Source organism: Novosphingobium sp. BL-S-33 (genome assembly GCF_056857025.1).
This window is the reverse complement of record NZ_CM166474.1, coordinates 1,978,874-2,004,941: the sequence shown is the minus strand read 5'-3', so window position 1 is coordinate 2,004,941 and position 26,068 is coordinate 1,978,874. Positions and strand designations below refer to the sequence as shown.

At 64.5% G+C, this 26,068-nt stretch carries 23 protein-coding genes and 1 tRNA gene; 13 read left to right on the top strand and 11 right to left on the bottom strand.

Annotated features, from left to right (window positions below; genetic code table 11):
* Positions 1–171 precede the first annotated feature (171 nt).
* Positions 172–792: a hypothetical protein gene (locus AC1VVM_RS09340; RefSeq protein ID WP_482903676.1), complete on the bottom strand. Its 621-nt coding sequence runs from the start codon at positions 790–792 to the stop codon at positions 172–174.
* Positions 793–946: 154 nt separating this feature from the next.
* On the opposite strand from AC1VVM_RS09340, the gene AC1VVM_RS09335 reads away from it, so the two are divergent.
* Entirely contained in the window at positions 947–2,398 is a 1,452-nt protein-coding gene (locus tag AC1VVM_RS09335; protein WP_482903675.1) for an FAD-binding oxidoreductase, read from the top strand.
* 129 nt (positions 2,399–2,527) lie between these two features.
* Positions 2,528–3,298 (top strand): SapC family protein, encoded by a 771-nt coding sequence (locus AC1VVM_RS09330; protein ID WP_482903674.1) that lies wholly within the window; start codon positions 2,528–2,530, stop codon positions 3,296–3,298.
* A gap of 330 nt (positions 3,299–3,628) precedes the next feature.
* Here the strand turns inward: AC1VVM_RS09330 and AC1VVM_RS09325 are convergent, their stop codons facing one another.
* Positions 3,629–4,567 carry an N-formylglutamate amidohydrolase gene (locus AC1VVM_RS09325; RefSeq protein WP_482903673.1) on the bottom strand — a complete coding sequence of 313 codons (939 nt, stop codon included), beginning with the start codon at positions 4,565–4,567 and terminating at the stop codon, positions 3,629–3,631.
* Positions 4,568–4,720: 153 nt separating this feature from the next.
* Here AC1VVM_RS09325 and cpdR point away from each other — a divergent pair, with 153 nt between their 5' ends.
* The 4 genes from cpdR (at position 4,721) to AC1VVM_RS09305 (ending at position 8,157) form a co-directional block, all read left to right on the top strand.
* The gene (gene cpdR, locus AC1VVM_RS09320; protein ID WP_482905182.1) at positions 4,721–5,095 is read left to right on the top strand and encodes a cell cycle two-component system response regulator CpdR; all 375 of its coding nucleotides are present in this window, start codon (positions 4,721–4,723) and stop codon (positions 5,093–5,095) included.
* A 146-nt stretch (positions 5,096–5,241) separates the two neighbouring features.
* Positions 5,242–5,316: transfer RNA gene (locus AC1VVM_RS09315), tRNA-Val, on the top strand.
* 196 nt (positions 5,317–5,512) lie between these two features.
* Positions 5,513–6,784 (top strand): DUF3422 family protein, encoded by a 1,272-nt coding sequence (locus AC1VVM_RS09310; protein WP_482954969.1) that lies wholly within the window; start codon positions 5,513–5,515, stop codon positions 6,782–6,784.
* A 149-nt stretch (positions 6,785–6,933) separates the two neighbouring features.
* The gene (locus tag AC1VVM_RS09305) at positions 6,934–8,157 is read left to right on the top strand and encodes an NADP-dependent isocitrate dehydrogenase (protein ID WP_132384811.1); all 1,224 of its coding nucleotides are present in this window, start codon (positions 6,934–6,936) and stop codon (positions 8,155–8,157) included.
* Between the two features lie 324 nt (positions 8,158–8,481).
* On the opposite strand, the gene AC1VVM_RS09300 is transcribed toward AC1VVM_RS09305, so the two are convergent.
* The 3 genes from AC1VVM_RS09300 to AC1VVM_RS09290 form a co-directional block, all read right to left on the bottom strand.
* Positions 8,482–9,339, bottom strand: a complete 858-nt coding sequence (locus AC1VVM_RS09300; protein ID WP_482903671.1) for a TauD/TfdA dioxygenase family protein — start codon at positions 9,337–9,339, stop codon at positions 8,482–8,484.
* A gap of 217 nt (positions 9,340–9,556) precedes the next feature.
* The gene (locus AC1VVM_RS09295; RefSeq protein ID WP_482903670.1) at positions 9,557–10,402 is read right to left on the bottom strand and encodes a TauD/TfdA dioxygenase family protein; all 846 of its coding nucleotides are present in this window, start codon (positions 10,400–10,402) and stop codon (positions 9,557–9,559) included.
* A 135-nt stretch (positions 10,403–10,537) separates the two neighbouring features.
* Positions 10,538–11,125, bottom strand: a complete 588-nt coding sequence (locus AC1VVM_RS09290; protein WP_482903669.1) for a TetR/AcrR family transcriptional regulator — start codon at positions 11,123–11,125, stop codon at positions 10,538–10,540.
* A gap of 113 nt (positions 11,126–11,238) precedes the next feature.
* Here AC1VVM_RS09290 and AC1VVM_RS09285 point away from each other — a divergent pair, with 113 nt between their 5' ends.
* The 4 genes from AC1VVM_RS09285 to AC1VVM_RS09270 all read left to right on the top strand — a co-directional run bounded on the left by AC1VVM_RS09285 (position 11,239) and on the right by AC1VVM_RS09270 (position 13,940).
* On the top strand, positions 11,239–12,309 hold the full coding sequence (locus tag AC1VVM_RS09285) for a PA0069 family radical SAM protein (protein WP_482903668.1): 1,071 nt from the start codon (positions 11,239–11,241) through the stop codon (positions 12,307–12,309).
* Between the two features lie 79 nt (positions 12,310–12,388).
* Positions 12,389–13,186: an enoyl-CoA hydratase/isomerase family protein gene (locus AC1VVM_RS09280; RefSeq protein ID WP_482903667.1), complete on the top strand. Its 798-nt coding sequence runs from the start codon at positions 12,389–12,391 to the stop codon at positions 13,184–13,186.
* A gap of 61 nt (positions 13,187–13,247) precedes the next feature.
* Positions 13,248–13,535: a hypothetical protein gene (locus tag AC1VVM_RS09275; protein ID WP_482903666.1), complete on the top strand. Its 288-nt coding sequence runs from the start codon at positions 13,248–13,250 to the stop codon at positions 13,533–13,535.
* Between the two features lie 6 nt (positions 13,536–13,541).
* Entirely contained in the window at positions 13,542–13,940 is a 399-nt protein-coding gene (locus tag AC1VVM_RS09270; RefSeq protein ID WP_482903665.1) for a GFA family protein, read from the top strand.
* Between the two features lie 204 nt (positions 13,941–14,144).
* Here the strand turns inward: AC1VVM_RS09270 and AC1VVM_RS09265 are convergent, their stop codons facing one another.
* Positions 14,145–15,743: a long-chain fatty acid--CoA ligase gene (locus AC1VVM_RS09265; protein ID WP_482903664.1), complete on the bottom strand. Its 1,599-nt coding sequence runs from the start codon at positions 15,741–15,743 to the stop codon at positions 14,145–14,147.
* 112 nt (positions 15,744–15,855) lie between these two features.
* On the bottom strand, positions 15,856–19,458 hold the full coding sequence (gene dnaE / locus AC1VVM_RS09260) for a DNA polymerase III subunit alpha (RefSeq protein ID WP_482954968.1): 3,603 nt from the start codon (positions 19,456–19,458) through the stop codon (positions 15,856–15,858).
* Between the two features lie 966 nt (positions 19,459–20,424).
* Here dnaE and AC1VVM_RS09255 point away from each other — a divergent pair.
* Entirely contained in the window at positions 20,425–20,547 is a 123-nt protein-coding gene (locus tag AC1VVM_RS09255; RefSeq protein WP_482903662.1) for an RcnB family protein, read from the top strand.
* 66 nt (positions 20,548–20,613) lie between these two features.
* Here the strand turns inward: AC1VVM_RS09255 and AC1VVM_RS09250 are convergent, their stop codons facing one another.
* The 4 genes from AC1VVM_RS09250 to AC1VVM_RS09235 form a co-directional block, all read right to left on the bottom strand.
* Positions 20,614–21,105 carry a glutathione peroxidase gene (locus AC1VVM_RS09250; protein ID WP_482903661.1) on the bottom strand — a complete coding sequence of 164 codons (492 nt, stop codon included), beginning with the start codon at positions 21,103–21,105 and terminating at the stop codon, positions 20,614–20,616.
* On the bottom strand, positions 21,102–21,386 hold the full coding sequence (locus AC1VVM_RS09245) for a hypothetical protein (protein ID WP_132384799.1): 285 nt from the start codon (positions 21,384–21,386) through the stop codon (positions 21,102–21,104). The genes AC1VVM_RS09250 and AC1VVM_RS09245 overlap by 4 nt, the downstream gene beginning before the upstream one ends.
* Positions 21,387–21,477: 91 nt before the next feature.
* The gene (locus AC1VVM_RS09240) at positions 21,478–22,191 is read right to left on the bottom strand and encodes an ABC transporter ATP-binding protein (protein WP_482903660.1); all 714 of its coding nucleotides are present in this window, start codon (positions 22,189–22,191) and stop codon (positions 21,478–21,480) included.
* Positions 22,184–23,425 (bottom strand): lipoprotein-releasing ABC transporter permease subunit, encoded by a 1,242-nt coding sequence (locus AC1VVM_RS09235; protein ID WP_132384797.1) that lies wholly within the window; start codon positions 23,423–23,425, stop codon positions 22,184–22,186. The genes AC1VVM_RS09240 and AC1VVM_RS09235 overlap by 8 nt, the downstream gene beginning before the upstream one ends.
* A gap of 368 nt (positions 23,426–23,793) precedes the next feature.
* Between AC1VVM_RS09235 and purF the strand changes: the two genes are divergently transcribed.
* Positions 23,794–25,242 carry an amidophosphoribosyltransferase gene (purF, locus tag AC1VVM_RS09230; RefSeq protein WP_132384796.1) on the top strand — a complete coding sequence of 483 codons (1,449 nt, stop codon included), beginning with the start codon at positions 23,794–23,796 and terminating at the stop codon, positions 25,240–25,242.
* The gene (locus tag AC1VVM_RS09225; protein ID WP_482903659.1) at positions 25,239–26,000 is read left to right on the top strand and encodes an SDR family NAD(P)-dependent oxidoreductase; all 762 of its coding nucleotides are present in this window, start codon (positions 25,239–25,241) and stop codon (positions 25,998–26,000) included. Before purF ends, AC1VVM_RS09225 begins: the two co-directional genes overlap by 4 nt.
* The last annotated feature ends 68 nt before the right edge of the window (positions 26,001–26,068 follow it).

Below are 26,068 nucleotides of genomic sequence, written 5' to 3'. Positions count from 1 at the left end.
TGGTTTATCCGAAGTTCAGGGAAGCAAGAGTATTCGCCGATATCGCGACGGGTGCGGCCTAGGCCTTCGCGCGTGTCGAACGTGCACCTTTGCGGCGCCTTTGCGCGAACCATCCCCAAAGTCAAGAAAATCCGCAAAAGAAGGCGATTCGCCTCCATTTCGAAGTCGATTTCAGTGCTCGACGGCGACGAGCTGCCGAATGCGGGTGAGCTTGCAGTTCGAACCGCTGCGCGACAGCAGGGAGTCGCGGTCCACGCAAAGCTGCCCGTCCGCTGAGCGTGAGAGCAGGAACCCCGAGTAGAACGCGCCCGCGCGGCAGGCCCGTTCCAGCTCGACACTGATGATTCGGCGGTCACGCATATAAAGCAGCAGGTTGCGTTGCCCGTCGGGCTGAACGCCCGCAATTCCTGCAATCGGCAGACACTTGCCGATCTTGCGCTCGGTGAAGCGCGGACGGCTTTCCGGTGCGTCGGGATCGCCAAGCGGCTCGGCCGGGAGCGGCGCGCGCGGGCTGATGCGGATGGTCATGCGCTGCTCGATTCGAATCTGCCAGGCGCTCTCGGGCTCGGGATGCGGAAAGGCGAACACCGCGAAAGGATGCTTGCCCGCCGATTCGGACCAGTCGGCAGGCCAACCGCCGGGACCGTCTGCGTCAGGTGCAGCGTACCCTGCCGAATCGGACTGCCTCGTCTCGTCGCCCCGGCCGGACGAATCGCCTTTACCCGATTCGCCGCCCCCTGCCGCTGGAAGCAGCAGCATGAGCGGGTACAGCAGGACGGAAGCGAGATTCATGAAAAAGAGCAGATCCCCGAACGGCCCGGGGCGCAATAAAGGCCGAGCCCCCTCCCCTTAGCGGGAGAGCTTGAACCACCGCTTAACCCATTCGGCAAGTCACCCCGCGTGCAAACCGCGTGAAACGCGCAGATCGGTGTGCCATATCGCCGGTATGACGACCTCCGACAGCCTGACCGCCGAAAGCACCACCGCCCGCGCCTTCTTGACCGAAGCCGCCGAGCTGCTCGGCCCGCGCGGCCTGACCGCCGATCCCGACCTGCTCGCCCCCTGGCTGACCGACTGGCGTGGCCGCTATACCGGCAAGGCGCTGGCCATGGCGTCTCCCGGATCGACCGAAGAGCTTTCGGCGCTGGTCCGCCTCTGCGCGCGCCACGGCATCGCCATCGTTCCGCAAGGCGGCAACAGCGGAATGTCCGGCGGCGCCACGCCTGATGACAGCGGCCATGCGCTGCTGCTCTCGCTGCGCCGGATGAACGCGGTCCGCCATTTCGACGTAGAGGCCCGCCAGATCACCTGCGAGGCGGGATTCGTGCTCCAGACGCTCCACGAAACGGCCGAGGCGGAGGGGCTGCGCTTCCCGCTGTCGCTGGGCGGCAAGGGATCGGCGACGGTAGGCGGCCTGATCTCGACCAATGCCGGCGGAACCCAGGTGCTGCGCCACGGCTCGATGCGCGCGCTGGTGCTCGGGCTGGAGGCCGTGCTGGCCGACGGGCAGATCTACTCGATGCTTACCCCGCTAAAGAAGGACAATCGCGGTTTCGACCTCAAGCAGGTCTTCATCGGCTCCGAGGGGACGCTGGGCGTGGTCAGCGCCGCGACGCTCAGGCTGCTGCCCGCAGTGGCCGAGCGCGTGGTGATCTGGGCGGGCGTTCCCACGCTGGTCGACGCGCGCAAGTTGCTGCTCCACTGCGAGGATGCGGCGGGCGAAGCACTTGAGGGCTTCGAGGTCCTGCCGCAGGCCTGCCTCGATGCCGTGCTGCAACTCCTGCCCGATGCCCGTGCGCCGCTCGAAGGCCGCCATGGCTGGCACGTTCTCATCGAAGTCGTGGCCGACCGCGCCGGAGCCGACACGCTGCGCGACCGCTGCGAGACGATGATGGCCGATGCCCTCGAAGCCGAACTTCTGGAAGATGCCACGATGTCTGCCAGCGAAGCACAGGCAGAGGCCATGTGGCTGATCCGCGAATCGATTTCCCCCGCCGAGCGCGCGCGCGGTCCGGCCGTGCAGCATGACATTTCGGTCCCGGTCGAAAAGATGCCCGAATTCGTGGAAACCACCGCGCCGATGATCGAGGCCAAGTGGCCCGGCACCGAGGCGGTCGCCTTCGGTCATCTGGGTGACGGCAATGTCCACTATCACGTGATCGCGCCCAGCGTGACCGACGGCGCCGCCTGGCGAGCCCGGGAAGGCAAGGAAATCAGCCGCTACATCCACGATCTCGTGACCGAATGGGGCGGATCGATCTCGGCCGAGCACGGCATCGGCCAGCTCAAGCGGGACGAATTGGCCCGTCTTGGCGATCCGGTGGCGCTCTCCATCATGCGCTCGGTCAAACAGGCGCTCGATCCACAGGGACTGCTCAATCCCGGCAAGCTGATCTAGCTTCGAGGGACAGCGCACGCCGACTCGCCGGATATCCCCGCATCGCCCCGGCAGCCCGCTTGCGCACACCCCTTCCTGCTTCTAAAGCCACCCACTCGGAAAATTCCCAGACTTGCGGAGAGTATCGCAATGGCCACCGCGCCGCAGAATCCTGCCCTGCCCCTGTTCTACAAGGACCTTGTGCCGCTCAATTCGCAGCAGCACGCCAGCTGGAAGACCCGTTCGACCGACAAGGCGACGTGGTTGGTCGGCATCAATTCGGTACCGCTCACGGTTGAGGAATTTCCGCAGGCCCAGCGTAACTACCCGATCATCTTCACCTCGGGCGAAAACCCCGTTCCGCTCATCCTGATGGGCATGAACGAAGGCGTGAACGTCTTCGTCGACGATGAAGGCATTGTCAGCCAGCCGGTCTACATCCCGGCTTACGCGCGCCGCTATCCCTTCATGCTCGCCCGCCTGCGCCCGGACAGCGAAGAGCTTTCGCTCTGCGTCGACCCGTCGAGCGACCTCGTGGGTGAGATCGAGGAAGGCGAGGCCCTGTTCGCCGAAGGCGAGCCGACCGACGCCACCAAGAACATGCTCAAGTTCTGCGAGAACTTCGAGATCGCCGGCACCAAGACCGCCAACTTCATGGCCGAGCTGGCCAAGCACAACCTGCTGATGGAAGGCGAGCTGAACATCGACGTCGGCACCGGCCAGCCCTTCACCTATCGCGGCTTCCAGATGGTCGACGAGACCAAGCTGCGCGAAATGCGCGGTGACGTGCTGCGCCAGTGGAACCAGAACGGCATGCTGCCGCTGATCTACGCCCACCTCTTCTCGCTCGACCTCGTTCGCGACATTTTCGGTCGCCAGGTTGCGCAGGGCAAGGGCCCGCAGATCCCGGTCAACGCTTGATCTCTCGGCCGCGAACCGGCCTAAATCCTGATTTCGGGGTGGAATTTTGACATTTTTGTCACAGTTCCACCCCAATCTGTATCGGCTTTCTTCCCCGCGCTTGCAAAGCCGATACACTTTGCTTCATTCTAAGGGTTGAATGTCGCCGAAGGTTTGCTATGTTGGCAATGCCTGATCGGCGCTACCCTCATGGCCCGGTCAGGTTTGGTGCACATCGTGCACCTCCTCCCTGAACCTTGGCCACCTCGCGCATAGCGCGGGGTGGTTTTTTATTACCTCCAGCATTTCGCCATGACGGTTGGAGAGAACGCGCCCTCAAGCGCGAATCAGCTACTCGGCCGCTTGCACAAAGCCCTTGCCGCCCAGTTCGCTGACACCGGCCGCAAGCCGGCGTACCAGCCCCGACAGCAGTTCCACGGTGGCAGCCATCCCCGGCCCCGGCTCCGACAGCCGCGAATCCAGATAGCAAGTACGGTCCACTTCGAGTTGAACCGCGTGGATGCCCTCGGCAGGCGCGGCATGACGTTCGAGCACATAGCCGCCCGCATAAGGGCGATTGTGCGCAGCCATGCAGCCATGGGCCGCAAACCACGAAAAGGCACCGGCAATCAGGCTGCCATGGCACGTCGCACCGAAGCGGTCCCCGATGACGAATCGCGGCGGCTCACTGCCGATCCGCGCCGGCAGCGGCGGCATCGAATGAAGGTCCAGCAGCAGAGCCGCGCCCCAGCGCTCGCGAAGCGAGGCCAGTTCGCGCGCCAGTGCCTCATGATAGGGCTGGTGAATGCCCTCGATCCGCGCGGCAAGGTCTGCACGCTCATGCCGCCGTCGCCAGAGTTCGCCCACGCCCGGCAGGCGGCGGGGAATCAGGCCAAGGCCGCTGCGCGCACGACGACTCGGCAAGCCCGGCGATTCGGGACGGGCACCACGGCCAAACATGTCCCAATCGATATCGTCGGGCGCGCGATTGAGATCGATCATCGCGCGGGGCGCCTGCGCCAGCAGCAGCCCTGCCCCCGTCTCGCGCGCAACCGCCTGGGCGATCCGGTCGACGTAGCGATCCTCCAGCCGCAGCGCGACCGAATCGGGATGGCGTAAATCATCGAGCAGTGAACGGGGATAGGCGCGCCCCGCATGCGGCGCCGCAATCAGCACCGGCACGACGGACGGTTCCGAACCTTCGAAGGTAAAGGCCGGAATCCCGGGAGCCCCGGGAATCCAGCCACCCGCCTGCCTTTGCGAATCGTTCTCGCCGGTGCCTGTCGCCATGGCCCAAAACTGGCGCTTCAACATCTACAAGTCAAAGCGTCCCGTAACCGGTCACCCGTTATTCCAGGCGAGAATTTTAACCGGTTAAGCGCTATGCTGGTGCTCTTAACCAGCGCGACACGCTGTAGACGAACGATTCAGGACATGACGCCGATGATCCGCATCCTGCTTGCCGAAGACGACCAGGCCATGCGCACCTACCTTGCCAGGGCTCTGGAGAACGCCGGCTACAATATCACCGCGGTCGATCGCGGCACGGCCGCCCTGCCCCTGCTGGAGCGCGAGCATTTCGACCTGCTGCTCTCGGACATTGTCATGCCCGAGATGGACGGCATCGAGCTGGCCCAGCGCTGCGCCGAAGTTTCTCCGACGACGAAAGTGATGTTCATCACCGGCTTCGCCGCCGTCACCCTGCGCGCCAGCCGCGAGGCCCCGCATGCCAAGGTGCTGTCGAAACCCTTCCACTTGCGCGACATCGTGATGGAAGTGCAGCGGGTGTTCGGCCTGTCCGAGCACGCCCAGCTCTGATTGATTTCATCCACAGGTCTTCCACAGCCTCGCAAAACCAAGGCTGAACTTTTTTGAAATTCCTTGTTGCCAACCCGAAACACCGCAGCTAGAGGGCCAGTCCTCCGAGCGGCACACCACGCCGCAACGGACCGACCGAATGGTGTGGGCGTATAGCTCAGTGGTAGAGCACTATGTTGACATCGTAGGGGTCGCAAGTTCAATCCTTGCTACGCCCACCATTCGAGAAAACCCCGTAAGCCAAAGGCTTAACGGGGTTTTTCTTTAGGCTCCCGACGCCGCGACAGACGCAAATTTTGCGTGAAGCGCCGGTCCCGGCCTCCCATCCCGAAAAAGACAACTGCCGCACCGCTCTTCGCGCTTGCCTGTTTCGCCTCTAGGCGAGAACTTGCCCTGCGCAAGTCCGGGGGCCCTGCCATGTTCGACGATATTCGCACGGAAATGGCACGGCGCAGCCGGCCCGAACGCGCAAGCCTGACGGCCGAAATGCACAGCCGCAAGCTGCCGCCGTTCTCCGCGCCGGCCCGGCTTATGCAAATCATGCTGCTGGCGGACGATGCCGAGCTGGAAGCCGCCGCCGCGCATTTCGGCACCGATGGTGCCAAGCACGCGATTCTCGATCTTGGCGGCGCTACGCTGGTCTGGGAACGCCACAGCGAATTCACCACATACAGCTTCATCATCCCCGGAGCCTTCGACGCGCCCTTCGACGAGACCGCCTTTGCCCCGTTCGTGGCGCAGTGGCTGGACCGCATGCCGGGCGAGATCATCCGCTCCAGCTTTCTCGCGATTGCGCGCACCGGTGATCCCGCCCGCTTGCCCGAGCATCTCGAACAGTGGTTTCACGCCAACGATCTGGTCGTCTGCGACGTTCACGACGGCATGGCGCGGATCTGGTCCGACTTCCGGCTCCACGGCGGCTTCGGGCGCATGTTCGTGGCGGTGCGGGACGATGACCCGCGTCGGATCCCCGCTCTCGCCCAGTCGCTGCTGGAACTTGGCAACTATCGCAAGCTCGCGCTGCTCGGCCTGCCGGAAGCACAGCGCCACGGGCCGGAGCTGCGCCAGATCGAGCAGAGCCTCGCCCATCTCAGCGGCGATATCGATCGCGCCACGCGCCCGCGCGAGGAATTGCTCCATGCCATCGGCGAACTCGGTTCGCGCCTTGCGCAGATCACCGCATCGACCCGCTACCGCATGAGCGCGACCGCCGCCTATGCCGCGATCTGCGATGACCGGGTGGGCTCGCTGGCGGTCAGCGCGGTAGGCGGCGGGCAGACGCTGGTCGGCTTCACCCAGCGCCGACTTCACCCGGCAGTGCAGACTTGCGCCAGTTTCGTACAACGCCTCGACGATCTTGCAGGCCACGTCACCTGGACCGCCGAGCTGCTGCGCACACGGATCGACACCGAAATCGCCGCCCAGAACCGCGACCTGTTGGCCTCGCTCGATCGGCGCAACGCCATGCAGCTGCGCCTCCAGCAGACGGTCGAAGGGCTCTCGGTCGCGGCGATTTCCTACTATGCCGTCAGCCTGGTCGGTTATCTTGCCAAGGCCTCGCACGCGGCATGGCGTTGGCCCAATTACGAACTGGCGACCGGCGTGAGCGTGCCCTTCGTCATCGCCTTCGTCGCCTGGACCACGCACCGGCTGCGCAAGGTCCACGGCGACCATGACGGACACGGATAAGCCCGACGCTTCCGAGACCGTCCGGACGATACCGCCCCGCGCAAGTCCGGTGCCGCGCATTGCGCGCCGCCGGGCCGATACCTGCCTTGCTAAGCGCCCCACTGCTGCCTAAGAGACCCGCAAATCTCATCCCCAGGGGAGTTTCAGAAATGGCGAAAATCAAGGTCAAGAACCCCATCGTCGAGATGGACGGCGATGAAATGACGCGGATCATCTGGCAGTGGATCCGTGAACGGCTGATCCTTCCCTACCTCGACATCGATCTCAAGTACTACGACCTCTCGGTCGAGAAGCGTGACGAGACGAACGACCAGATCACCGTCGATGCCGCCAACGCCACCAAGGAATGCGGCGTTGCCGTGAAGTGCGCCACCATCACCCCGGACGAAGCGCGCGTCACCGAATTCAACCTCAAGAAGATGTGGAAGTCGCCCAACGGCACGATCCGCAACATCCTGGGCGGCGTCGTGTTCCGCGAGCCGATCGTGATCTCGAACGTGCCCCGCCTGGTTCCGGGCTGGACCGACCCGATCGTCGTCGGTCGTCATGCTTTCGGCGACCAGTACAAGGCCACCGACACCCTGATCCCGGGCGCCGGCAAGCTGCGCCTCGTGTGGGACGGCGAGAACGGCGAGAAGATCGACCTCGACGTGTTCGACTTCCCGGCTCCGGGCGTCGCCATGGCGATGTACAACCTGGACGAATCGATCCGCGACTTCGCGCGCGCTTCGTTCAACTACGGCCTGAACCTCAAGTGGCCGGTGTACCTCTCGACCAAGAACACCATCCTCAAGGCCTATGACGGCCGCTTCAAGGATCTGTTCCAGGAAGTCTTCGACAACGAAGGCTTTGCCGCGAAGTTCAAGGACGCCGGCATCACCTACGAACACCGCCTGATCGACGACATGGTCGCCTCGGCGCTCAAGTGGTCCGGCAAGTTCGTCTGGGCCTGCAAGAACTACGATGGCGACGTGCAGTCGGACACCGTTGCACAGGGCTTCGGCTCGCTGGGCCTGATGACCTCGGTCCTCATGGCGCCCGACGGCAAGACCGTTGAGGCAGAAGCCGCTCACGGCACCGTGACCCGTCACTACCGCCAGCACCAGCAGGGCAAGGCGACCTCGACCAACCCGATCGCCTCGATCTTCGCCTGGACCCGTGGCCTCATGTACCGCGGCAAGTTCGACGAGACCCCGGAAGTCGTGAAGTTCGCCGAGACCATCGAGCGCATCTGCATCGAGACCGTCGAAAGCGGCAAGATGACCAAGGACCTCGCGCTGCTGATCGGTCCGGACCAGAACTGGATGACCACCGAGCAGTTCTTCGAGGAAATCGTCAAGAACCTCGAAACCGAGATGGCGACCTGGGCCTGAGCCCTGCCTGACCGGACCTGAGTTCGAAGAAGACCCTCCGCCGAAAGGCGGGGGGTTTTTCTTTGTGGGCTCGCGACGTCCACGGACGGTTAATCAAAAAATCGCGTCGCCCCCGCGAAGGCGGGGGCCCGCTTTTTTGGTTCACGCAAGGCATGCACACGCAGAAAGGTCGTGCAGTTAACGACCTTTCTGCGTGTGCAAAAGAACAAGCGGGATCCCCGCCTTCGCGGGGGCGACGGTGACTATGTGAGCGGTTTGAATGAGGGGACTATTGCCTCGTGGACCCGGCCCTGGCGTCATCAGCCCGGACTCCCACCTTGACCATCAAGCGAAGGCTTCCTCGCCCTCCAGCTTGGTGCGGTGCATCAATCGGCCGCTGTCGGTCGGATACCAGGTGGCGCGGTGCATGGTGCCGGTATTGTCCCAGATCACCGTCTCGCCCAGCGACCACTTGTGGCGATAGACGAAGCGCGGCTGCGTCGCCCAATCGCGCAGGCGCACCAGCAGTTCCTCACTCTTGCCCCAGTCCAAGCCCACGACCTGCTGCGCAGTATTGCCGAGAACCAGCGACTTGCGGCCCGACTCATGCGTCCAGACCAGCGGCAGCGTATTCTCGCCGCGCGACTTCCAGGCCATCAGCAGCTCATGGCTTGGCTCGGGCTGGTGATAGAGCTGCGAGCGCCAGAGCGAGTGGACCACCTGAAGCCCCTCGATTGCGGCCTTGTCCTCATCGGGAAGCGCGTCGTAGGCGGCATAAGTATTGCAGAACTCGGTGTCACCGCCCTCTGCCGAAAGCTTGCGGCTCGACAGGATCGAAGCGCGGATCGGCACTTGCGACATGGTGCCGTCGATATGCCAGAAAAACGCGCCCTTCAGGTAATCGGCATTGGGATTGATGCGCGAGTCCATCGTGATCGGATAGACATTGTCGCCTTCCTTGCCGGCTTGCTCGTGAATTTCGTGCGCAAAGGTGCCGAGCGTCTTGGTGAAGGCGATCTGCTCCTCGTCGGTCAGGTGAGCTTCGGGAAACACCAGAACGCCGCGCGCTTCCAGCAGTTCACGGATTTCGGCGGCGCGGCTGCCGGACAGCAGGGTCTCCTTGTCGGTCCGGATCACGGCGCCGATATCGGGCGCGGCATTGGATACGTTCCAATGGGTGGATGGAATCGAAGTCGTTGCCATCGAATACTCTCCCATGCGCTCTTTGGCGCTTGTGCTGAACATGGGTACAGCACACGTCCGAGCAGGGTCAAGGACAGTAGGTGCAAGGCACCGGGCCTCTTCATGCCGGCTCCACCAAAACCGAAAAAGCCCGCCGGACCGGAGTCCGACGGGCTTCAAAGGACGGCGGGACGGCGCCCCCCGACGCCGTCAAGCCAACCCTCTTTCTCAAAATCCCTTATTCGAAAGGCTCTTCGCCCTCCAGCTTGGTACGGTGCATCATGCGCCCGCAGGTCGGGTCATAGGCCTCGGCCCGGTGCATGGTGCCGGTGTTGTCCCACATGACGAGATCGCCGACTTCCCATTCGTGGCTGTAGGTGAACTCGGGGCCAGTCGCCCATTCGCGCAGCCCATGGATGATCATCGCGCTTTCCAGCGCCGACTTGCCGACGACTTGTGCGCTGGTGCAGCCGATCACGAGGCTCTTGCGGCCCGAAGCGTGCTTCCACACGAGCGGCAGTTCCTGCTCGCCGATCTGGGCGTAGCCCTGAAGCTTGGCGAGGCTGGGTTCCGGTTCATAGTAGAACAGGCTGGCCCAGGGGCCGTGGACCACGCGGTACTGCTCGTACTCGGCCTGCTTGTCGGCAGGCAGGTGCTCGAACGCAGCGTAAGTATTGGCGAAACCGGTGTTGCCGGTGCCCTTGGGGCTCGGCACCCGGCACGACAGCAGCGAGGCCAGGATCGGCACGTCGTTGCGGGTGCCGTCGATATGCCAGTAGAGCGAGCCCTTGAGGTACTCGGCCGCCATCGGATTTTCCTTGGCGTCGAGCGTGATCTTCGAGATCACCTCGTCACCGCCCTTACGCTCAGGCGCGAACGTGCCGAGCGTCTTGGTGAAGGCGATCTGTTCCTCGTCCGTGAAGTTCACCTGCGGGAAGACCAGCACGCCGCGCGCTTCCAGAAGCTCGCGGATTTCAGTGGCGATTTCGCCCGAGAGCAGTTCTTCCTTGGTATTGAGAACGCGGCTGCCGATCTTCGGCTTGAGATTTTCCGCCTTCAGTTGGGTCTTGGTATCGACCGACATCGTACACACTCTCCAAAAATCAACTTGCACCGCTCTGCGGCGCTTGGAGAGCTGGGTATCACGGGCTGAACGCCCGTTCAAACCCGTCAGCGATTGCCGCTGCGATCAATCGCCCCTACGCGTTTCGACACGAGTTCAGGCGCGCGTTTCCAGCCGCGCCAGCCAGGATTCGACAATGGCCCGCGCCTGTTCGTGGCCTGCCGTGACGCCCAGCGCCTCTTCCATGACGATGCAGCGGCCGATGCCCGCAAGCAGCACGGACAGGCCCGCGGGATCGAAACCGTCCACCGCGCGCAGCCGTTCTCCGAACAGTTGTCCGATGATCTCGACCTGTCGCTGGCGCATGGCGACGCTGTGCTGCGCCATCTTCTCGCGCACGGCCGGGCGGTGGTTGGCGAGCGCCATGAACTCCAGCGACATCGCCGTGCGACTGGTATCGACGAAGAAGCGCCAGAGTGCACGCACCGGATCCTCGGAGGCCAGCGCCTCCTCTATCATACCGTCGCTGTCCTCTGCGCCCTGCCGGCAAACTTCCAGCAGAAGATCGTCGGTGGTCGGGAAATAGTAATGGACCAGCGACGGCTTGAGCCCCGCGCGCGCGGCCACGCGGCGCGTACTGGCGGCGGCATAGCCTTCATCGCGGATGAGATCGACGGCCGCCTCGACGATACGCGCCCGCGTTGCGGACGTTTCAGCGCCGACCCTGCGCACTGCCCCTGCCATTTGATCTCCTCTTAAGAGGCACTTGCCTAGGGCGTGCTGACCACAAGATCAACACAGCCATCAACAGCACCGACTCGCTTGCCATTTGTTCCCTTTATGTTCACATTGCAGGCATGCGAGTCCACAAAGGAAGAGGCGCCGTCAGCGGACAGGCCAGCAAGCGCTTCAACCTTCCCCAGCGGGAGGCCGATGGCGACTGGCTGGACGAAGCCGCGCTCGTCGACGGGGAGGCTCCGCCCTTGCGCACGCAAGTGATCGAGCTTCACCCCCGCACCATCCTGTCTTTCAACAAGTCACCCGATGTGCCCTTCGACCGCTCGATCAATGCCTACAACGGCTGCGAGCACGGCTGCATCTACTGCTTCGCCCGGCCGACCCACGCCTATCACGACCTCTCGCCCGGTCTCGATTTCGAGACCAAGCTCTTCGCCAAGCCCCAGGCGGTGAAGCTGCTGCGCGAAACACTCGCCAAGCCGAGCTACCGCCCAGCCCCCATCGCCATGGGCACCAATACAGACCCCTATCAGCCCATCGAGGCACGTTACCGGATAACCCGGCAAGTGCTCGAATTCTGCCTAGAAGTGCGCCACCCGGTGACGATCACCACAAAGTCGGACCGCGTGCTGCACGATCTCGACCTGTTGACCCAGCTTGCGCAGCACAACCTCACGCATGTCGCGATTTCGGTGACGAGCATGGATCCGGCATTGTCGCGCCTGCTCGAACCGCGCGCGTCCTCGCCCGCCAAGCGGCTCGCCGCGCTCGGCAAGCTGGCAGAGGCGGGCGTGCCGGCGCATGTTTCGATCGCTCCGGTCATCCCGGCGATCACCGATCCCTATATCGAGGAGATACTCGAAGCTGCGGCCGGGCAAGGCATCCGCAGCGTGTCGTGGATCATGGTCCGCCTGCCCCACGAGGTCGCCCCGCTGTTCCGCGAATGGCTGGACACCCATTTTCCCGACCGCGCGGCCAAAGTCATGGCCACGATCCAGTCGATGCGCGGCGGGCGCGACTACGATCCGAAGTTCTTCACCCGCATGCGGCCCGAAGGAGTCTGGGCGGAAGTCTTCCGCCGCCGCTTTGCCGTGGCGATGAAGCGGCTGGGCTTCGGCAAGGCGCACGTGATGCTCGACTGCTCGCAATTCCGCCCGCCCAGCCGCGACGGACAACTGGCGCTGTTCTAGACAAATCCCTGTTCCGGCGCAGTCGTGTCACCGACACGCACCTCCGCTTAGGTCCGGCAGAGAACAAGGGAGTGCGCCGATGTTCGAGAAGCCCATAACCATCGTCACCCACGGTGCGGTCGAAATCGTGACGCTGAACCGCGCCGAGGCGCTCAACACGTTTGACGAGCCCATGACGTTCGCTCTGCGCGACTATTTCACTGCGCTGGCCGAGCGGCACGAGGTACGCGTCGTGATCCTGCGTGCAGAAGGGCGCCATTTCAGCGCCGGTCTCGATCTGGCCAGTTGGGAAAACGACAGGACGCGCGGCGCGCTTCAGCACTGCTGGCACCTCCAGCGCGCAATCGCGGGCCTGCTGGAGCTTATGCGCGCATGCCCGCAACCGATCATCGGGCTCGGCCACGGCGCCGCCTGCGGAGCCGGCTTCTCGTTGCTGCTCGCCTGCGATATCCGCTACGGCACGCCGGATCTCCGGATGAATGCGGCTTATATCAAGGTCGGGCTCGGCGGCTGCGATCTGGGGTGCAGCTATTTCCTGCCGCGCATGGTCGGTGCCACGGTGGCGGCGGAATACATGCTCACCGGCCGCTTCATGGATGCCGAAACGGCGCTCCGCCACGGATTGCTGGGCGCGGTCGTGCCTCACGAGGATCTGTTCGACAAGGGGCTTGCCGTCGCTGACGAGATGCTCGCCAATGCCCCCATGGGCCTCAGGCTCACCAAGGACGCGATCAATCGCAATCTCGACGCGCGCTCGCTGTCGGACGCCATGGCGCTGGAGGACCGCCAGCAGGTGATGATGCTGATGAGCGAGGATTTCGCCGAGGGCGTCTCGGCTTTCCGCGCCCGGCGAACACCGGAATATCGCGACCGCTGAAACTCTTCGGCCTCTCTGCGAGTTGTTCACTCCAACGAACGGGAGAGGACAGGAGGCCCGAATGGAGGAAAGGATCGTCGAGACCGAGCGCGCACCTGAAGCGCCGGTCCATACCACCACCGTGATCCACGAACGCAGCACTTCAAGCAGCGCGACGGGTATTCTGCTGGCATTCGCCCTGCTCCTGGCCGTTGTCGGCGCACTCTATCTGTTCAGCCGGCTGAACCAGAGCGAGGCCACGCGCGACGATGCGGTGACACAGGCCGCCCACGATGTCGGACAGGCCGCCAACAAGGTCGGCGATGCCGCGCAGGACGCGGCGAACAGCGTCAATCACAAGGACAATTGAGCGGGCTTGACCATTCGCACAGCCACCTGCCGATGCAGGCAACTGCGCGCAACCTGCACCGGCGATCCTGTCCGCGTGTCGGTCTGCCACTGCCTTGCCTGCCAGAAGCGCACCGGCAGCGCCTTCGCAGTGCAAGCCCGCTGGCCCAACGCAAACGTGGAGCTAAGCGGCGAATTCCGCGAATGGTCGCGAACGACGGACAGCGGATCGCTCACGATTTACCACTTCTGCCCCCACTGCGGCGCGACAGTCGCATTTTCCGGCGCGGGAATGCCGGACGTCACCGCCATACCTGTGGGTGCCTTTGCCGACCCCGGTTTTCCGCCGCCCAGGTTCTCGGTGTACGAGGAGCGCAAACACGCCTGGGTCGCCATATTGGGCGACGATATCGAGCACATGGACTAGGCGCGCGCTAAAGGTGCTTCCCTGTAATGATCGATGATGACCTTTCAAACGCACACCACCGTCGCCCTCGCGAATGTGGGGGCCCCGCTTCTTGGCAACCTCTCGCCTCGCACAACAGAAGCGGGAACCCCGCTTTCGCCGGGATGATGGGGTTTGTCTTTGTAAAGTGCGGGGTACGGCGGCCCTCCGCATTCATCCACGCCCTTAAGCGGGAAGCCTGTAGTCCGCGAACAGCCGGCGCAGCGCCTTCTTGTCGAGCTTGCCGCTGCCGGTGTGTGGCAGCGCATCAACGAATTCGATCGCATCCGGCAGCCACCAGCGGGCGACCTTTCCGGCCAGGTGATCGCGCAACTGCGACGCGGTAAGCGTGCTGCCCTCCTTGCGCACGACGGCCAGTAGCGGGCGCTCGTCCCACTTGGGATGAGCCACGCCGATCGCGGCGGCCTCGACGATCTCCGGATGGCCGACAGCAGCATTTTCCAGCTCGACCGAACTGATCCACTCGCCGCCCGACTTGATCAGATCCTTGGTGCGATCGGTCAGATGCAAAGTGCCATCGGGCGAAATCGTCGCGACATCGCCGGTGTCGAACCACTGGTCCTTCGTAACCGCATCGTCCTCGGCGCGAAAATAGCGCTGCACCGTCCAGGGGCCGCGCACTTGCAACGCGCCGGGCGAAGTACCGTCATGCGGCAGTTCCCGGTCGGGATCGTCAAGCGCGGTCACGCGGACTTCGGCACCGTAGAGAGGCCGTCCCTGGCTGCTCTTGAGCGCCACTTGCTCGGCAAACGTCATCTCGTCCCATTCGGCCGGTTCGTAAGCGACCGTGGCGATGGGCGACGTTTCGGTCATGCCCCAGGCCTGAGACACACGCACGCCTGCACGCATCAGCCGCTCGACCACGCTGGCCGGGACCGCCGCCCCGCCCGAAAGCACTTGCCGGATCGGCGGGAGGTCATCCCCGGTGCGCTCCAGATGCTCGAACATCGCGAACCATACGGTCGGCACGCCGGCGACGTGCGTCACGCGCTCCTCGCGCATCAGCGTGCAGAGCGCTTCGGGATCGTTGGTCTGGCACCAGACCATCTTCGCCCCGCTGGCTGCCGATGCCCAGGGCAGCCCCCAATTGTTGGCATGGAACATCGGTACGATCGGCAGCACTACCGATCGCGGCTCCAGATTGAGCGCCGAGGGTGCGATCATCGCCAGCGTGTGCAGCACTTGCGAGCGATGCGTATAGAGCACGCCTTTGGGATCGCCGGTGGTGCCGCTGGTATAACACAGCATGCAGGGTGAGCGTTCGCAGCCCGTCGTCCAGCGCGCGTCGCCGTCCTCGCGGCCGATCCAGCTTTCGAAATCGGCGCCCCAGTCCGACGAATCGAAGCAGATTGCGTGCTTCAGACGCGGACACAGCGGCAGCAAACGCTCGACGATGGGCCGGAAGGCGGCATCGTAGAGCAGCACCCGGTCTTCGGCATGATTGACGATCCAAGCCAGTTGATCGTCGAACAGGCGCGGGTTCACGGTGTGGAGCACGCAGCCCGCCCCGGTCGCCCCGAACCAGGCGGCGAGATGGCGGCCATGATTCATCGCCAGAGTGGCCACGCGCTGACCCGGATAGATGTTGAGCCGGCGCAGCGCCTGCACCATCTTCAGGGCATCGCGGCGAATGCCGGCCCAGTTCGTGCGCGTAACGGAACCATCGGCCCAGCGCGTGACAATCTCACGCCGACCGTGCTCACGCGCCGCGTGATCGATCAGACCCGATACGCGCAGGTCCCAGTCCTGCATGTCCCCCGGCATGGCCATCTCCCGCTGACACGCGGAGGTTATGGGTAGTTGTACAGCCAAGGCAAGCGGGGACCGTTCGGTCCATCGCAAACGCCCGCCTTCACCGTCCCATTTCGAGATTCATTCAAGCAGCCCGGCGCAGTCCTTCGGGCCCGCGACGCGCGATCAGCGAGATGTTGGAGAGCCCCGCCACACTCGCCAGTTGCTCGGCAAAGTCGCCATCCAGCGCGAAGTCACGGCCGAGGCGGAGTTTCTGGGTCCGCCCACCACCAAGGTGCAGCGTCGCCATCACCTCGCCGCAACCCGCCGGGCCCGGGCGCATCAGCATCGCCAGTTCCTGCACGGCCTCGATCCGGTCGATATCGAGCGAGAGCAACATGCGCGCGTCCGCCTTCACTTCCGCAAGCGGCCGCGCGGCGCGCACGGTGACGCGCGGCGGTTCGTCCGCACTGGGCGAATCGAGTTCGACATTGAGCAGGACGCAGGTGCCTTCTTTGGCCCACTTCACGAAGTTCTCGACCATGCTTTCCTCAAAGCACGAGGCCGAGAAGTTGCCCGACTGGTCCGAGAAATCGGCCATGACGAAGTCCTTGCCCCGCTTGGTCTTCCGCTTCTGCACGTTCTCGACCATCGCCGCCATGACCGCGCCGGTGCGCCCTGCCCCGGCCCCGCTGGTCATCAGGCTGGCATGGGTTCGCGCGCCGTTGGCCGAAGCGACCGCGCGGTACTGCTCCACCGGATGGGCGGCGAAGTAGAAGCCGAAGTTCTCGCGCTCCTTCGCCATCTGGTCCATGCGGCTCCACGGCTCGGCCTCGACAAGGCGCAGGCCCTGTTCGACATGATCGTCGCCGCCGAACAGACCGTGCTGGGTCGAATTGCGCTCCCGCGAGGATCGATCCGCCTCGGCCAGCAGCGTATCGGCATTGGCCAGGACTTTGGCGCGGTTCGGCTCCAGCCCGTCGAAACCGCCCGCCGCCGCGAGGCTTTCGAGCTGGCGGCGGTTCATCGATCCGGCCGGAGCCCGGCGGAACACATCGTCCAGACTGACAAATTTGCCGTTCGCCTCCCGCTCCGCGACGAGCGCGTCCATCGCCTTTTCGCCGACGTTGCGGATACCCGCGAGGGCGTAGCGCACCGCGTGGCTGTCCGGCGTTTCGACCACGCAGAACTCGGCTTCGGACATGTTGATGTCCGGCGGGGCCAGTTCGATGCCATTGCGGCGCGCGTCGTCCACGAAGATCGCCAGCTTTTCCGACTGATGCATGTCGAAGCACATCGATGCGGCGTAGAATTCGTGCGGATAATGCGCCTTGAACCACGCGGTGTGGTAGGCGAGCAGCGCGTAGGCGGCGGCGTGCGACTTGTTGAAGCCGTAGCCCGCGAACTTGTCGATCAAGTCGAACAGTTCGTTGGCCTTCGCGGCATCGATGTTCGACACTTCCTTGCAGCCATCGACGAAGCGCTGGCGCTGCTTGTCCATTTCCGCCTGGACCTTCTTGCCCATGGCGCGGCGCAGAAGGTCAGCGTCACCCAGCGAGTAGCCCGCCAGGATCTGCGCGGCCTGCATGACCTGTTCCTGATAGACGAAGATCCCGTAGGTCTCGCCCAGGATGCCCGAGAGCTTGTCGTGCGGATATTCGATCGATTCCAGCCCGTTCTTGCGCCTGCCGAACAGCGGAATGTTGTCCATCGGGCCCGGACGGTAGAGCGAGACGAGCGCGATGATGTCGCCAAAATTGGTGGGCTTCACGGCCGCCAGCGTGCGGCGCATACCTTCCGATTCCAGCTGGAACACGCCCACGGTATCGCCGCGCTTCAGCAGTTCGTAAACTGCCGCATCGTCCCACGCGAGGGTCGACAGGTTGATCGTGATGCCGCGCCGCTCCAGCAGGTCGCAGGCCTTCTTCAGCACCGACAACGTCTTCAGGCCGAGGAAGTCGAACTTCACGAGGCCGGTGTCTTCCACCGACTTCATGTCGAACTGCGTCACCGGCATGTCCGAACGCGGATCGCGATAGAGCGGCACCAACTGCGCCAGCGGACGGTCGCCGATGACCACGCCCGCCGCGTGGGTGGACGAGTTGCGCGGCAGGCCTTCCAGCTGCACGGCAAGGTCCACAAGGCGCTTCACCTCGTGGTCCAGATCGTATTCGCGGCGGAATTCGGCCACGGGCGGATCCTTGGTCACACCGTGCTGCTTGCGGCCGTGCAGCGCCTCGGTGAGCGTCCAGGGGTCTGTCGGATGGTTGGGCACCATCTTGCAGAGGCCGTCGACGCGGCCATAGCCCATCTGGAGAATACGCCCGCAGTCGCGCAGCACCGCGCGGGCCTTCATCTTGCCGAAGGTGATGATCTGGGCGACGTGATCGTGCCCGTACTTGCGCTGGACGTAGCGGATCACCTCGCCGCGACGGGTTTCGCAGAAGTCGATGTCGAAGTCCGGCATCGAGACGCGTTCCGGGTTCAGGAAGCGTTCGAACAGCAGGCCCAGCTTCAGCGGGTCAAGGTCGGTGACGGTGAGCGCCCAGGCCACCAGCGAGCCTGCACCCGAACCACGGCCCGGACCCACGGGAATGTCGTTGTCCTTGGCCCACTTGATAAAGTCGGCAACGATCAGGAAGTAGCCGGGGAAGCCCATGCCGACGATGATCTGCACCTCGAAATCGAGGCGCTTGGCATAGTCGAGGAAGTCCTCGGTAACGCCGCGTTCGGCCAGTTCCTTGTAGGCCGCCTCGCGCTCTTCGCCCTGAAGGGCCATGGCGGCATCCAGCTCGGCTTCGGTCACCTCCGGCCAATAGGGTGCCAGACGCATGGCAAGGCCGGCGCGGGAATTGTCCGCCAGCATCCGCGCCTCGCCCTCAAGGTCACCCGCGAGGCTGGGCAGCAGCGGCTTGCGGCGCGGCGGCATATAGGCGCAGCGCTGCGCGACGACGAGCGTGTTGGCCAGAGCCTCGGGCAGGTCTGCGAACAGTTCCTGCATCGTCTCGATCGGCTTGACCCAGCGCTCGGACGACGAACGCGGCCGCTCCGGCGCATCCACCTGCGTCGAATTGGCAATGCAAAGCATCGCGTCATGCGCGGGGTGGAACTTGGCCTCGGCGTACTGCGCGGGGTTGCTACCGACCAGCGGGATATCGCGGGCGTAGGCGAGCGCGATAAGGTCTTCCTCGCTCTCGTCTTCCACTGCTTCGCCGGTGCGGGTGATCTCGATGTAGAGACGGTCCCCGAACAGCGATTGCAGCGTATCGCAATAGCTCTCGGCCGCCTCGATCTTGCCCGCCGCGTAGAGCCGCGCAAGGGCGCCTTCGGCCCCGCCGGTAAGGCAGATCAGGCCATCGGTGTGACCGCGCAGGCTCTCCAGTTCGACATGGGCGTCCATCTCCAGCGGCCGGTCAAGGTGCGCGCGGCTGACGAGATCGCACAAGTTGAGCCAACCCACCTCGCTCTGCGCAAAAAGCGCCAGCCAGTCGATCGGCCGCTCCTGCCCTTGCGACACTGCGCCGGGACGGACGACCGCAAGGAAAGTGCCGACGATGGGCTGCACGCCCGCGCCCTTGCAGGCTTGCGCAAAAGCGGGCGCGCCGTAGAGGCCATTGCGGTCGCAGATTGCCGCGGCCGGGAACTTGCGCTCCTTGGCCAGCTTGGCGGCGGCCTTGGGATCGATCGCCCCGTCCAGCATCGTAAAGCTCGAAAAGATGCGCAGGGGGACGAAAGGTGCATGGGCCATCCCCGAATTTAGGCATTGGCACCCCATGCGATCAAGGCGCCGCTGGGGATAAGCCGGGGGATAGGCCACTTACCTCTGCGGGAAGCGAAGGACGAACCCGGCCGCGTCCACCCGTACCGGCATGCGGCCCGGCTCCCGACGAGGACGCAGAGCCTTGAAAGCGCGCGAAAACAGGCGCATCGTCAGCGAGACGTCATTGATTCCGATTTGCCTGAAATTCCCTAGTCCGCATCGGGCTTTCCGCAAATATTCAGACAAGTCTCGATAGAGTCCGGGACGGCGCAAAATGGACGCCATGCCTATGGTTCAATGCTCCATCGTCCGTTGCCCTGTCGTTCCATGAATGGCCGTACTGGGAGACCCTGAATGAAGTACGCCTACCTCGCCCTCATCCCCCTGCTGCTTGCGCCAGACGCCCTGCTTCCCGGCGAATTCGCCGCATCTGCACAGCAGGGCCATCCCGGAGGGCCGCCGCAGGGAGCACGCCCCCCGGGCGGGAACCCCGGCCACCCACCGGGCAATCCGGGTCGCCCACCGAGCGGCGGCGGCAACGCTGCTCGCCCGCAACCTCAGCCGCATCCACAACCCCAACCGAAACCGCAGCCGCAGCCCCCACGCCCCGGCGGAGGCAGCGGGAACGCCAATCGCCCCCATCCCCAGCCTCCGCAGCAAGGCGGGAACCGTCCGCCGGAGCCCGGCAATCCGCGACCGCCCTCCGGGAACCAGCGTCCGCCCTCGAATAATTATCGCCCACCGTCAAACAACTACAGGCCGCCCTCGAACAATTACCGGCCGCCGGTCGTCACCCAACCCCACCGTCCCGGATCCGGACGGCCGAGCACGTTCCGCCCGATGCATGCGCCGCCGTACCGCTACCCGCACGGTTATTCCTATCGACGCTGGCAGACGCACATGATCCTGCCGTCGCTGTTCCTGTCGGCGCCATACCTGTTCCAGGATTATGCGATGATGGGAGTCGGCCCGCCGCCTCCGGGCTACTACTGGGTGCGTTATGGGCCTGACCTGCTGCTGGTCGATCGCCGCACCCGCATGGTGGTCGACGTGATCTACAGCGCGTTCTATTATTGAGAAACGAAAACGGGGAATGCACGAAAGCGCATTCCCCGTTTTCGTAAACCACCTTGCCGGCGCTGATTAAAGCAGCGCCTCGATATCCTTTTCGAGCGATTCCGGCTTGTCGGTGGGCGCGTAGCGGCGGACCACCTTGCCGTCGCGATCGAGCAGGAACTTGGTGAAGTTCCACTTGATCGACTTGCTGCCAAGCAGACCCGGCGCCTCCGCCTTCAGCCATTGCCAAAGCGGCGGCGCATCGTCGCCATTGACCTCAACCTTGCCCATCAGCGGGAACGAGAGGCCGAAATTCACCTCGCAAAAGCTGGCGATCTCATCGGCCGAGCCCGGCTCCTGCTTGCCGAACTGGTTGCAGGGGAAGGCGATCACTTCGAAACCGCGCTCGCCGTACTTGCGCCAGAGTTCCTCCAGCCCCTTGTACTGCGGCGTGAACCCGCACTTGCTCGCCGTGTTGACGACGAGCAGCACTTTGCCCGCCCGGTCGGCGAGACTTGCGATCTCGCCATTGGGCAGGCTCGCCGTGAAATCGGCGATCGTGCGCGGGTCCGAACTCACGCGTCTTTGCTGGGGAAGTCGGCGCGGCGGGAAAGAGCGCGGATCTCGCCAATCCGGAACGTGCGGTCGCCGTCTTTCTGGATGGCGTAATCGTCCTGTTCGTTCTCAGGCAGGCTCATCACGAAATTGATCAGGGCAACCACGGTGCCGCGACGGATCACCTTGAGGTTGTGGAACAGGCCGCCGCCGTCCGCGCACTTGTGCAATTCCGCCGAATCTTCCCAGTGGAAGCGTTCCGGCCCGGAGCTTTCGGCCCGAATGGTGGACGGAATGTCGCTCATATTGTGCAGTCCCTTGTTTAGTACTTTTCGTTCTATCGTATCTGGTATGTGAAATCACTGAATTCAACGGGGTTCCATCACCCCTGTTGCGTCATCTCAGCACGCCTTCGTGAAGCCTGACCACGCGGTCCATCATCGCCGCCAGTCGCTCGTTGTGCGTGGCGACCAGCGCGGCGCTGCCCTGCCCGCGCACGAGTTCCAGGAACTGCGCGAAGACCTTGTCGGCAGTCGCCTCGTCAAGGTTGCCGGTGGGCTCGTCCGCCAACACCAGCCGCGGCTTGTTGGCGAGCGCGCGGGCCACGGCGACGCGCTGCTGCTCGCCGCCCGAGAGCTTGCTCGGCCGGTGTTCAAGGCGTTGGCCCAGTCCCAGCGCGCTGAGCAGTTCGGTCGCCCGCTGCTCGCAATCCTCGCGGCTCTTGCCGGCAATAAGCTGGGGCAGCACGACATTCTCGATCGCGTTGAAGTCGGGCAGCAGGTGGTGGAACTGGTAGACGAAGCCGATGTGATCGCGGCGCACCGCCGCCCGGCGGTCCTTGCCCAGTTTCGAGGCGTCGATCCCGGCAATCTCGATCCGGCCGCCGAAGCCGCCTTCGAGCAGGCCGATGGCCTGGAGCATGGTCGACTTGCCCGAGCCCGAAGGCCCCAGCAGCGCGACGATCTCGCCCGGCCGCACGGTCAGGTCGACGCCGCGCAGCACGTCGATGGTGACGCCGCCCTGCTCGAAGCTGCGGGTCAGCCTTTCGAGGCGGACAACAGCAGTCGGGGCGGCAGTCGGGCCGGCAGTGGTAGTGTCGAACTCACTCATAACGCAGCACCTGCACAGGATCGGTGCTCGCCGCCTTGTAGGCTGGGTAGAGCGTGGCGAGGAAACTGAAAATCAGGGCCATGACGCAGATCACCGCGATTTCGACGGGGTCCGAGCGGGCCGGCAGTTCGGTCAGGAAGCGGATCGAGGGGTCCCAGAGGTTCTGGCCCGTCATGATCTCCACCGCATGAACGATGGGCTGGCGGAAATAGAGGAAGATGAAGCCCAGGATCAGCCCGGCCAGCGTCCCCATCGCGCCGATGCAGAAGCCCGTGGTCACGAAGACCTTGAGCAGCGACCGCCGCGTCGCCCCCATCGTGCGCAGGATCGCGATGTCGCGCGTCTTGGCGCGCACCAGCATGATCAGCGAGGACAGGATGTTGAACACCGCCACCAGCACGATGATCGAAAGCACGACGAACATCGCCACGCGTTCCACCGCCAGCGCCTCGAACAGCGAGGCATTGAGGGTCTTCCAGTCGGTCACCACCGCACGGCCGGCCAGCTTGCGCTCGACCGGGGCGAGGATACGGCCCACCTGATCGGGATTGTTGGTGGTCACCTCGATCATGGCCACGGTGTCGCCCGTCAGCAGCAGCGTCTGCGCGTCCTGCATCGGCATGATGACGAACATGTTGTCATAGTCGTAGACGCCGATCTCGAAGATCGCGCCCACCCGGTAGGCAACCTGCCGGGGCACCGTTCCGAATGGCGTGGAGCGGCCCAGCGGATTGATCAGCGTGATCGTATCGCCCACTTGCGCGCCCAGGTTTTTCGCCAGTTCCGACCCGATCGCGACGGTGTTGCTGCCGGGGACGAGCGTGGCGAGATCACCGCTTTTCAGCTTGTCGTGCAGCCGGGCGATGTCTTCCGCCGTGTTGCCGCGCACCGACACGCCTTCGACGCGTCCGTTGAACGTGGTCATCAGCGGCTGCTCGATCAGCGGAGAGGCCCGAACGACACCTGGCGTGCCCTTGACGTCCTTGAGAACGTCCTGCCAGTTATCGAGCCGGCCGCCGTAGGCCTGGATGATGGCATGGCCGTTGAGCCCGACGATCTTGTCGAACAGTTCGGCGCGAAAGCCGTTCATGACGCTCATGACGATGACCAGCGCCGCGACGCCGAGCATGACGGCGAAGAGGCTGATGCCGGCGACCAGGGCGATAAAGCGCTCGCCCTTGCCGGGCAGCATGTAGCGCTTTGCGATGGTCCATTCGAAGGGGGACAGGATCAAGCGACGGTCCGTCTGTGATCGGAGGATATGGCGGCATTAAGGGCATGCGGCGGGGCTGGCAAGCATGTGCCGCCGCATGCCGTATACGACTGGATTTCCAAGGCTGAACAATGCGTGAAGCGTTTGACCTGTCAGGCCGCTTGCGATTCGCCGCCGATCCTTCAGGTTACCGCTCTCACCATCGCACCTGCCGCGTGAACCGCCGTCATCAGATGGTCATCTTGGCGGCGCATTCGGCACGCTGAGCCCCGGCTGTCCGCGCTCCTTGGCGCCAAGTGAGCGTCCGGCGACCTTCTCCCCTTGCATTTACGACCGAACCGCTCCAAATGCGCGGCAGATTTTGACGCGCCCTGGGCCGGAAACAACTCATGAACATCACACACCCCTTTCGTGACGCCGACGGGGACAAGCTGCGCGAAGAGTGCGGCATCTTCGGCGTAATCGGCGCTCGCGAAGCGGCTAATATCGCCGCTGCCGGGCTTCACTCGCTCCAGCATCGTGGCCAGGAGGCGGTGGGTATCACCAGCTTCTCGGGCTCCGAGTTCCACTCGTACCGTGGCCTCGGCCATGTCGCGCAGGTCTTCTCGCAGCGCGAGCTGGACACTCTGCCCGGCACCATGGCTTCCGGCCATGTGCGCTATGCGACGACCGGCGGTTCCGGCCTGCGCAACGTGCAGCCGCTGTTCGCGGATCTTGCCGCCGGCGGTTTCTCGATCGCGCATAACGGCAACATTTCCAACGCGATGACGCTGAAGCGCGATCTCGTGTCGAAGGGTTCGATCTTCCAGTCGACCTCCGATACCGAGGTGATCATCCACCTCGTCGCGACCAGCCGCTATCCCACCCTGCTCGACCGCTTCGTCGACGCGCTGCGCATGGTGGAAGGCGCCTACTCGCTGATCTGCATGACCGCAGAGGGCATGATCGCCTGCCGCGATCCGCTGGGCATTCGCCCGCTGGTCATGGGCCGCATCGGCGATGCCACCGTGTTCGCGTCCGAAACCGTCGCTTTCGACGTGATCGGCGCCGAGTTCATCCGCTCGATCGAGCCGGGCGAACTCGTGCAGGTGGACCACAAGGGCACCATCTCCAGCCACCGCCCGTTCGGCAACCCGGCCCCGCGCCCCTGCATCTTCGAGCACGTCTACTTCAGCCGACCCGATTCGGTGATGGACGGCCGCTCGGTCTATCAGGTGCGCAAGCAGATCGGCATGGAACTGGCCAAGGAAGCCCCCGCGGCTGCCGACGTCGTGATCCCGGTGCCCGACAGCGGCGTGCCGGCCGCCATCGGCTATGCGCAGGAATCGGGCATTCCCTTCGAACTGGGCATCATCCGCTCGCACTATGTGGGCCGCACCTTCATCCAGCCGGGTGACGCGGCGCGCCATGCCGACGTGAAGCGCAAGCACAATGCCAACCGCGCCATCGTCGAAGGCAAGCGTATCATCCTGATCGACGATTCGATCGTGCGCGGCACCACCTCGCTCAAGATCGTCGAGATGATGCGCGATGCCGGCGCTGCCGAAGTGCACATGCGCATCGCCAGCCCGCCGACCGAGCATTCGTGCTTCTACGGCGTCGATACGCCGGAGCGTTCGAAGCTGCTGGCCGCCAACATGGACATCCAGGCCATGGCGGACTTCATCAAGGCCGACAGCCTGGCCTTCGTCTCGATCGACGGTCTCTACCGCGCGGTTGGCGAGGAAAAGCGCAACAAGAAGCGCCCGCAGTTCTGCGACGCCTGCTTCTCGGGTGAATATCCCACCAAGCTGACCGACTTCGCCGAGCGTTTCGCCACCGAGCTGACCGCCGCGTGAGCGAGCAGACCGGCGTGAGCGAGCAGGTCGTCGACCAGAGCGAGACCAAGCCCTTCGACGGGCAGGTCGCGCTTGTCACCGGCTCCAGCCGTGGCATCGGCGCGGCGACCGCGATCGCGCTCGCCGCCGCGGGCGCGCACGTGCTGCTGACCGGGCGCGATACCAAGGCGCTCGAAGCGATCGAGGACCAGATCTACCAGTCCGGCGGCGCGGCCACGATCGCGCCGGTCGATCTGGTCGAGCCGGACGGCATCGCCCGCCTCGCCACTGCGGTCTCGCAGCGCTGGGGCAAGCTGGACATCCTGATCGTCAACGCGGCGATCCTGCCCGAACTGACCAGCGTGGCCGATATCGACCAGCGCGCCTTCAACAAGGCGCTCACCACCAATGTACTCGCCACGCAGGCGCTGATCGCCAATTTCGATCCGCTCCTGCGCAAGAGCGACAATGCCCGCGTGATCGGCATGTCTTCCGGCGTGGCGACCAAGCCCCGCGCGTTCTGGGGCGCCTATGCCGCCACCAAGGCCGCCGGCGACGTGCTGCTGGAATGCTATGCCGAGGAAACGCGCAACACGTCGAAAGTGCGCGTTGCCGTGGTCAATCCCGGTGCCACCCGCACCGCCATGCGCGCCCGCGCCTATCCGGGCGAAGCGCCCGCCTCGGTCAAGCCGCCCGAAACGGTTGCCGAGCGCCTCGTCGCGCTGCTTGGTGAACAGTTCCCGAGCGGACACCGCGAATCCATTAACCAATCAGCGTAACCTCGCGGTAACCTCAATCGGCGATCATCCATCCGGACGGCGCACGATCCCCGCGCCGTCCAACACGG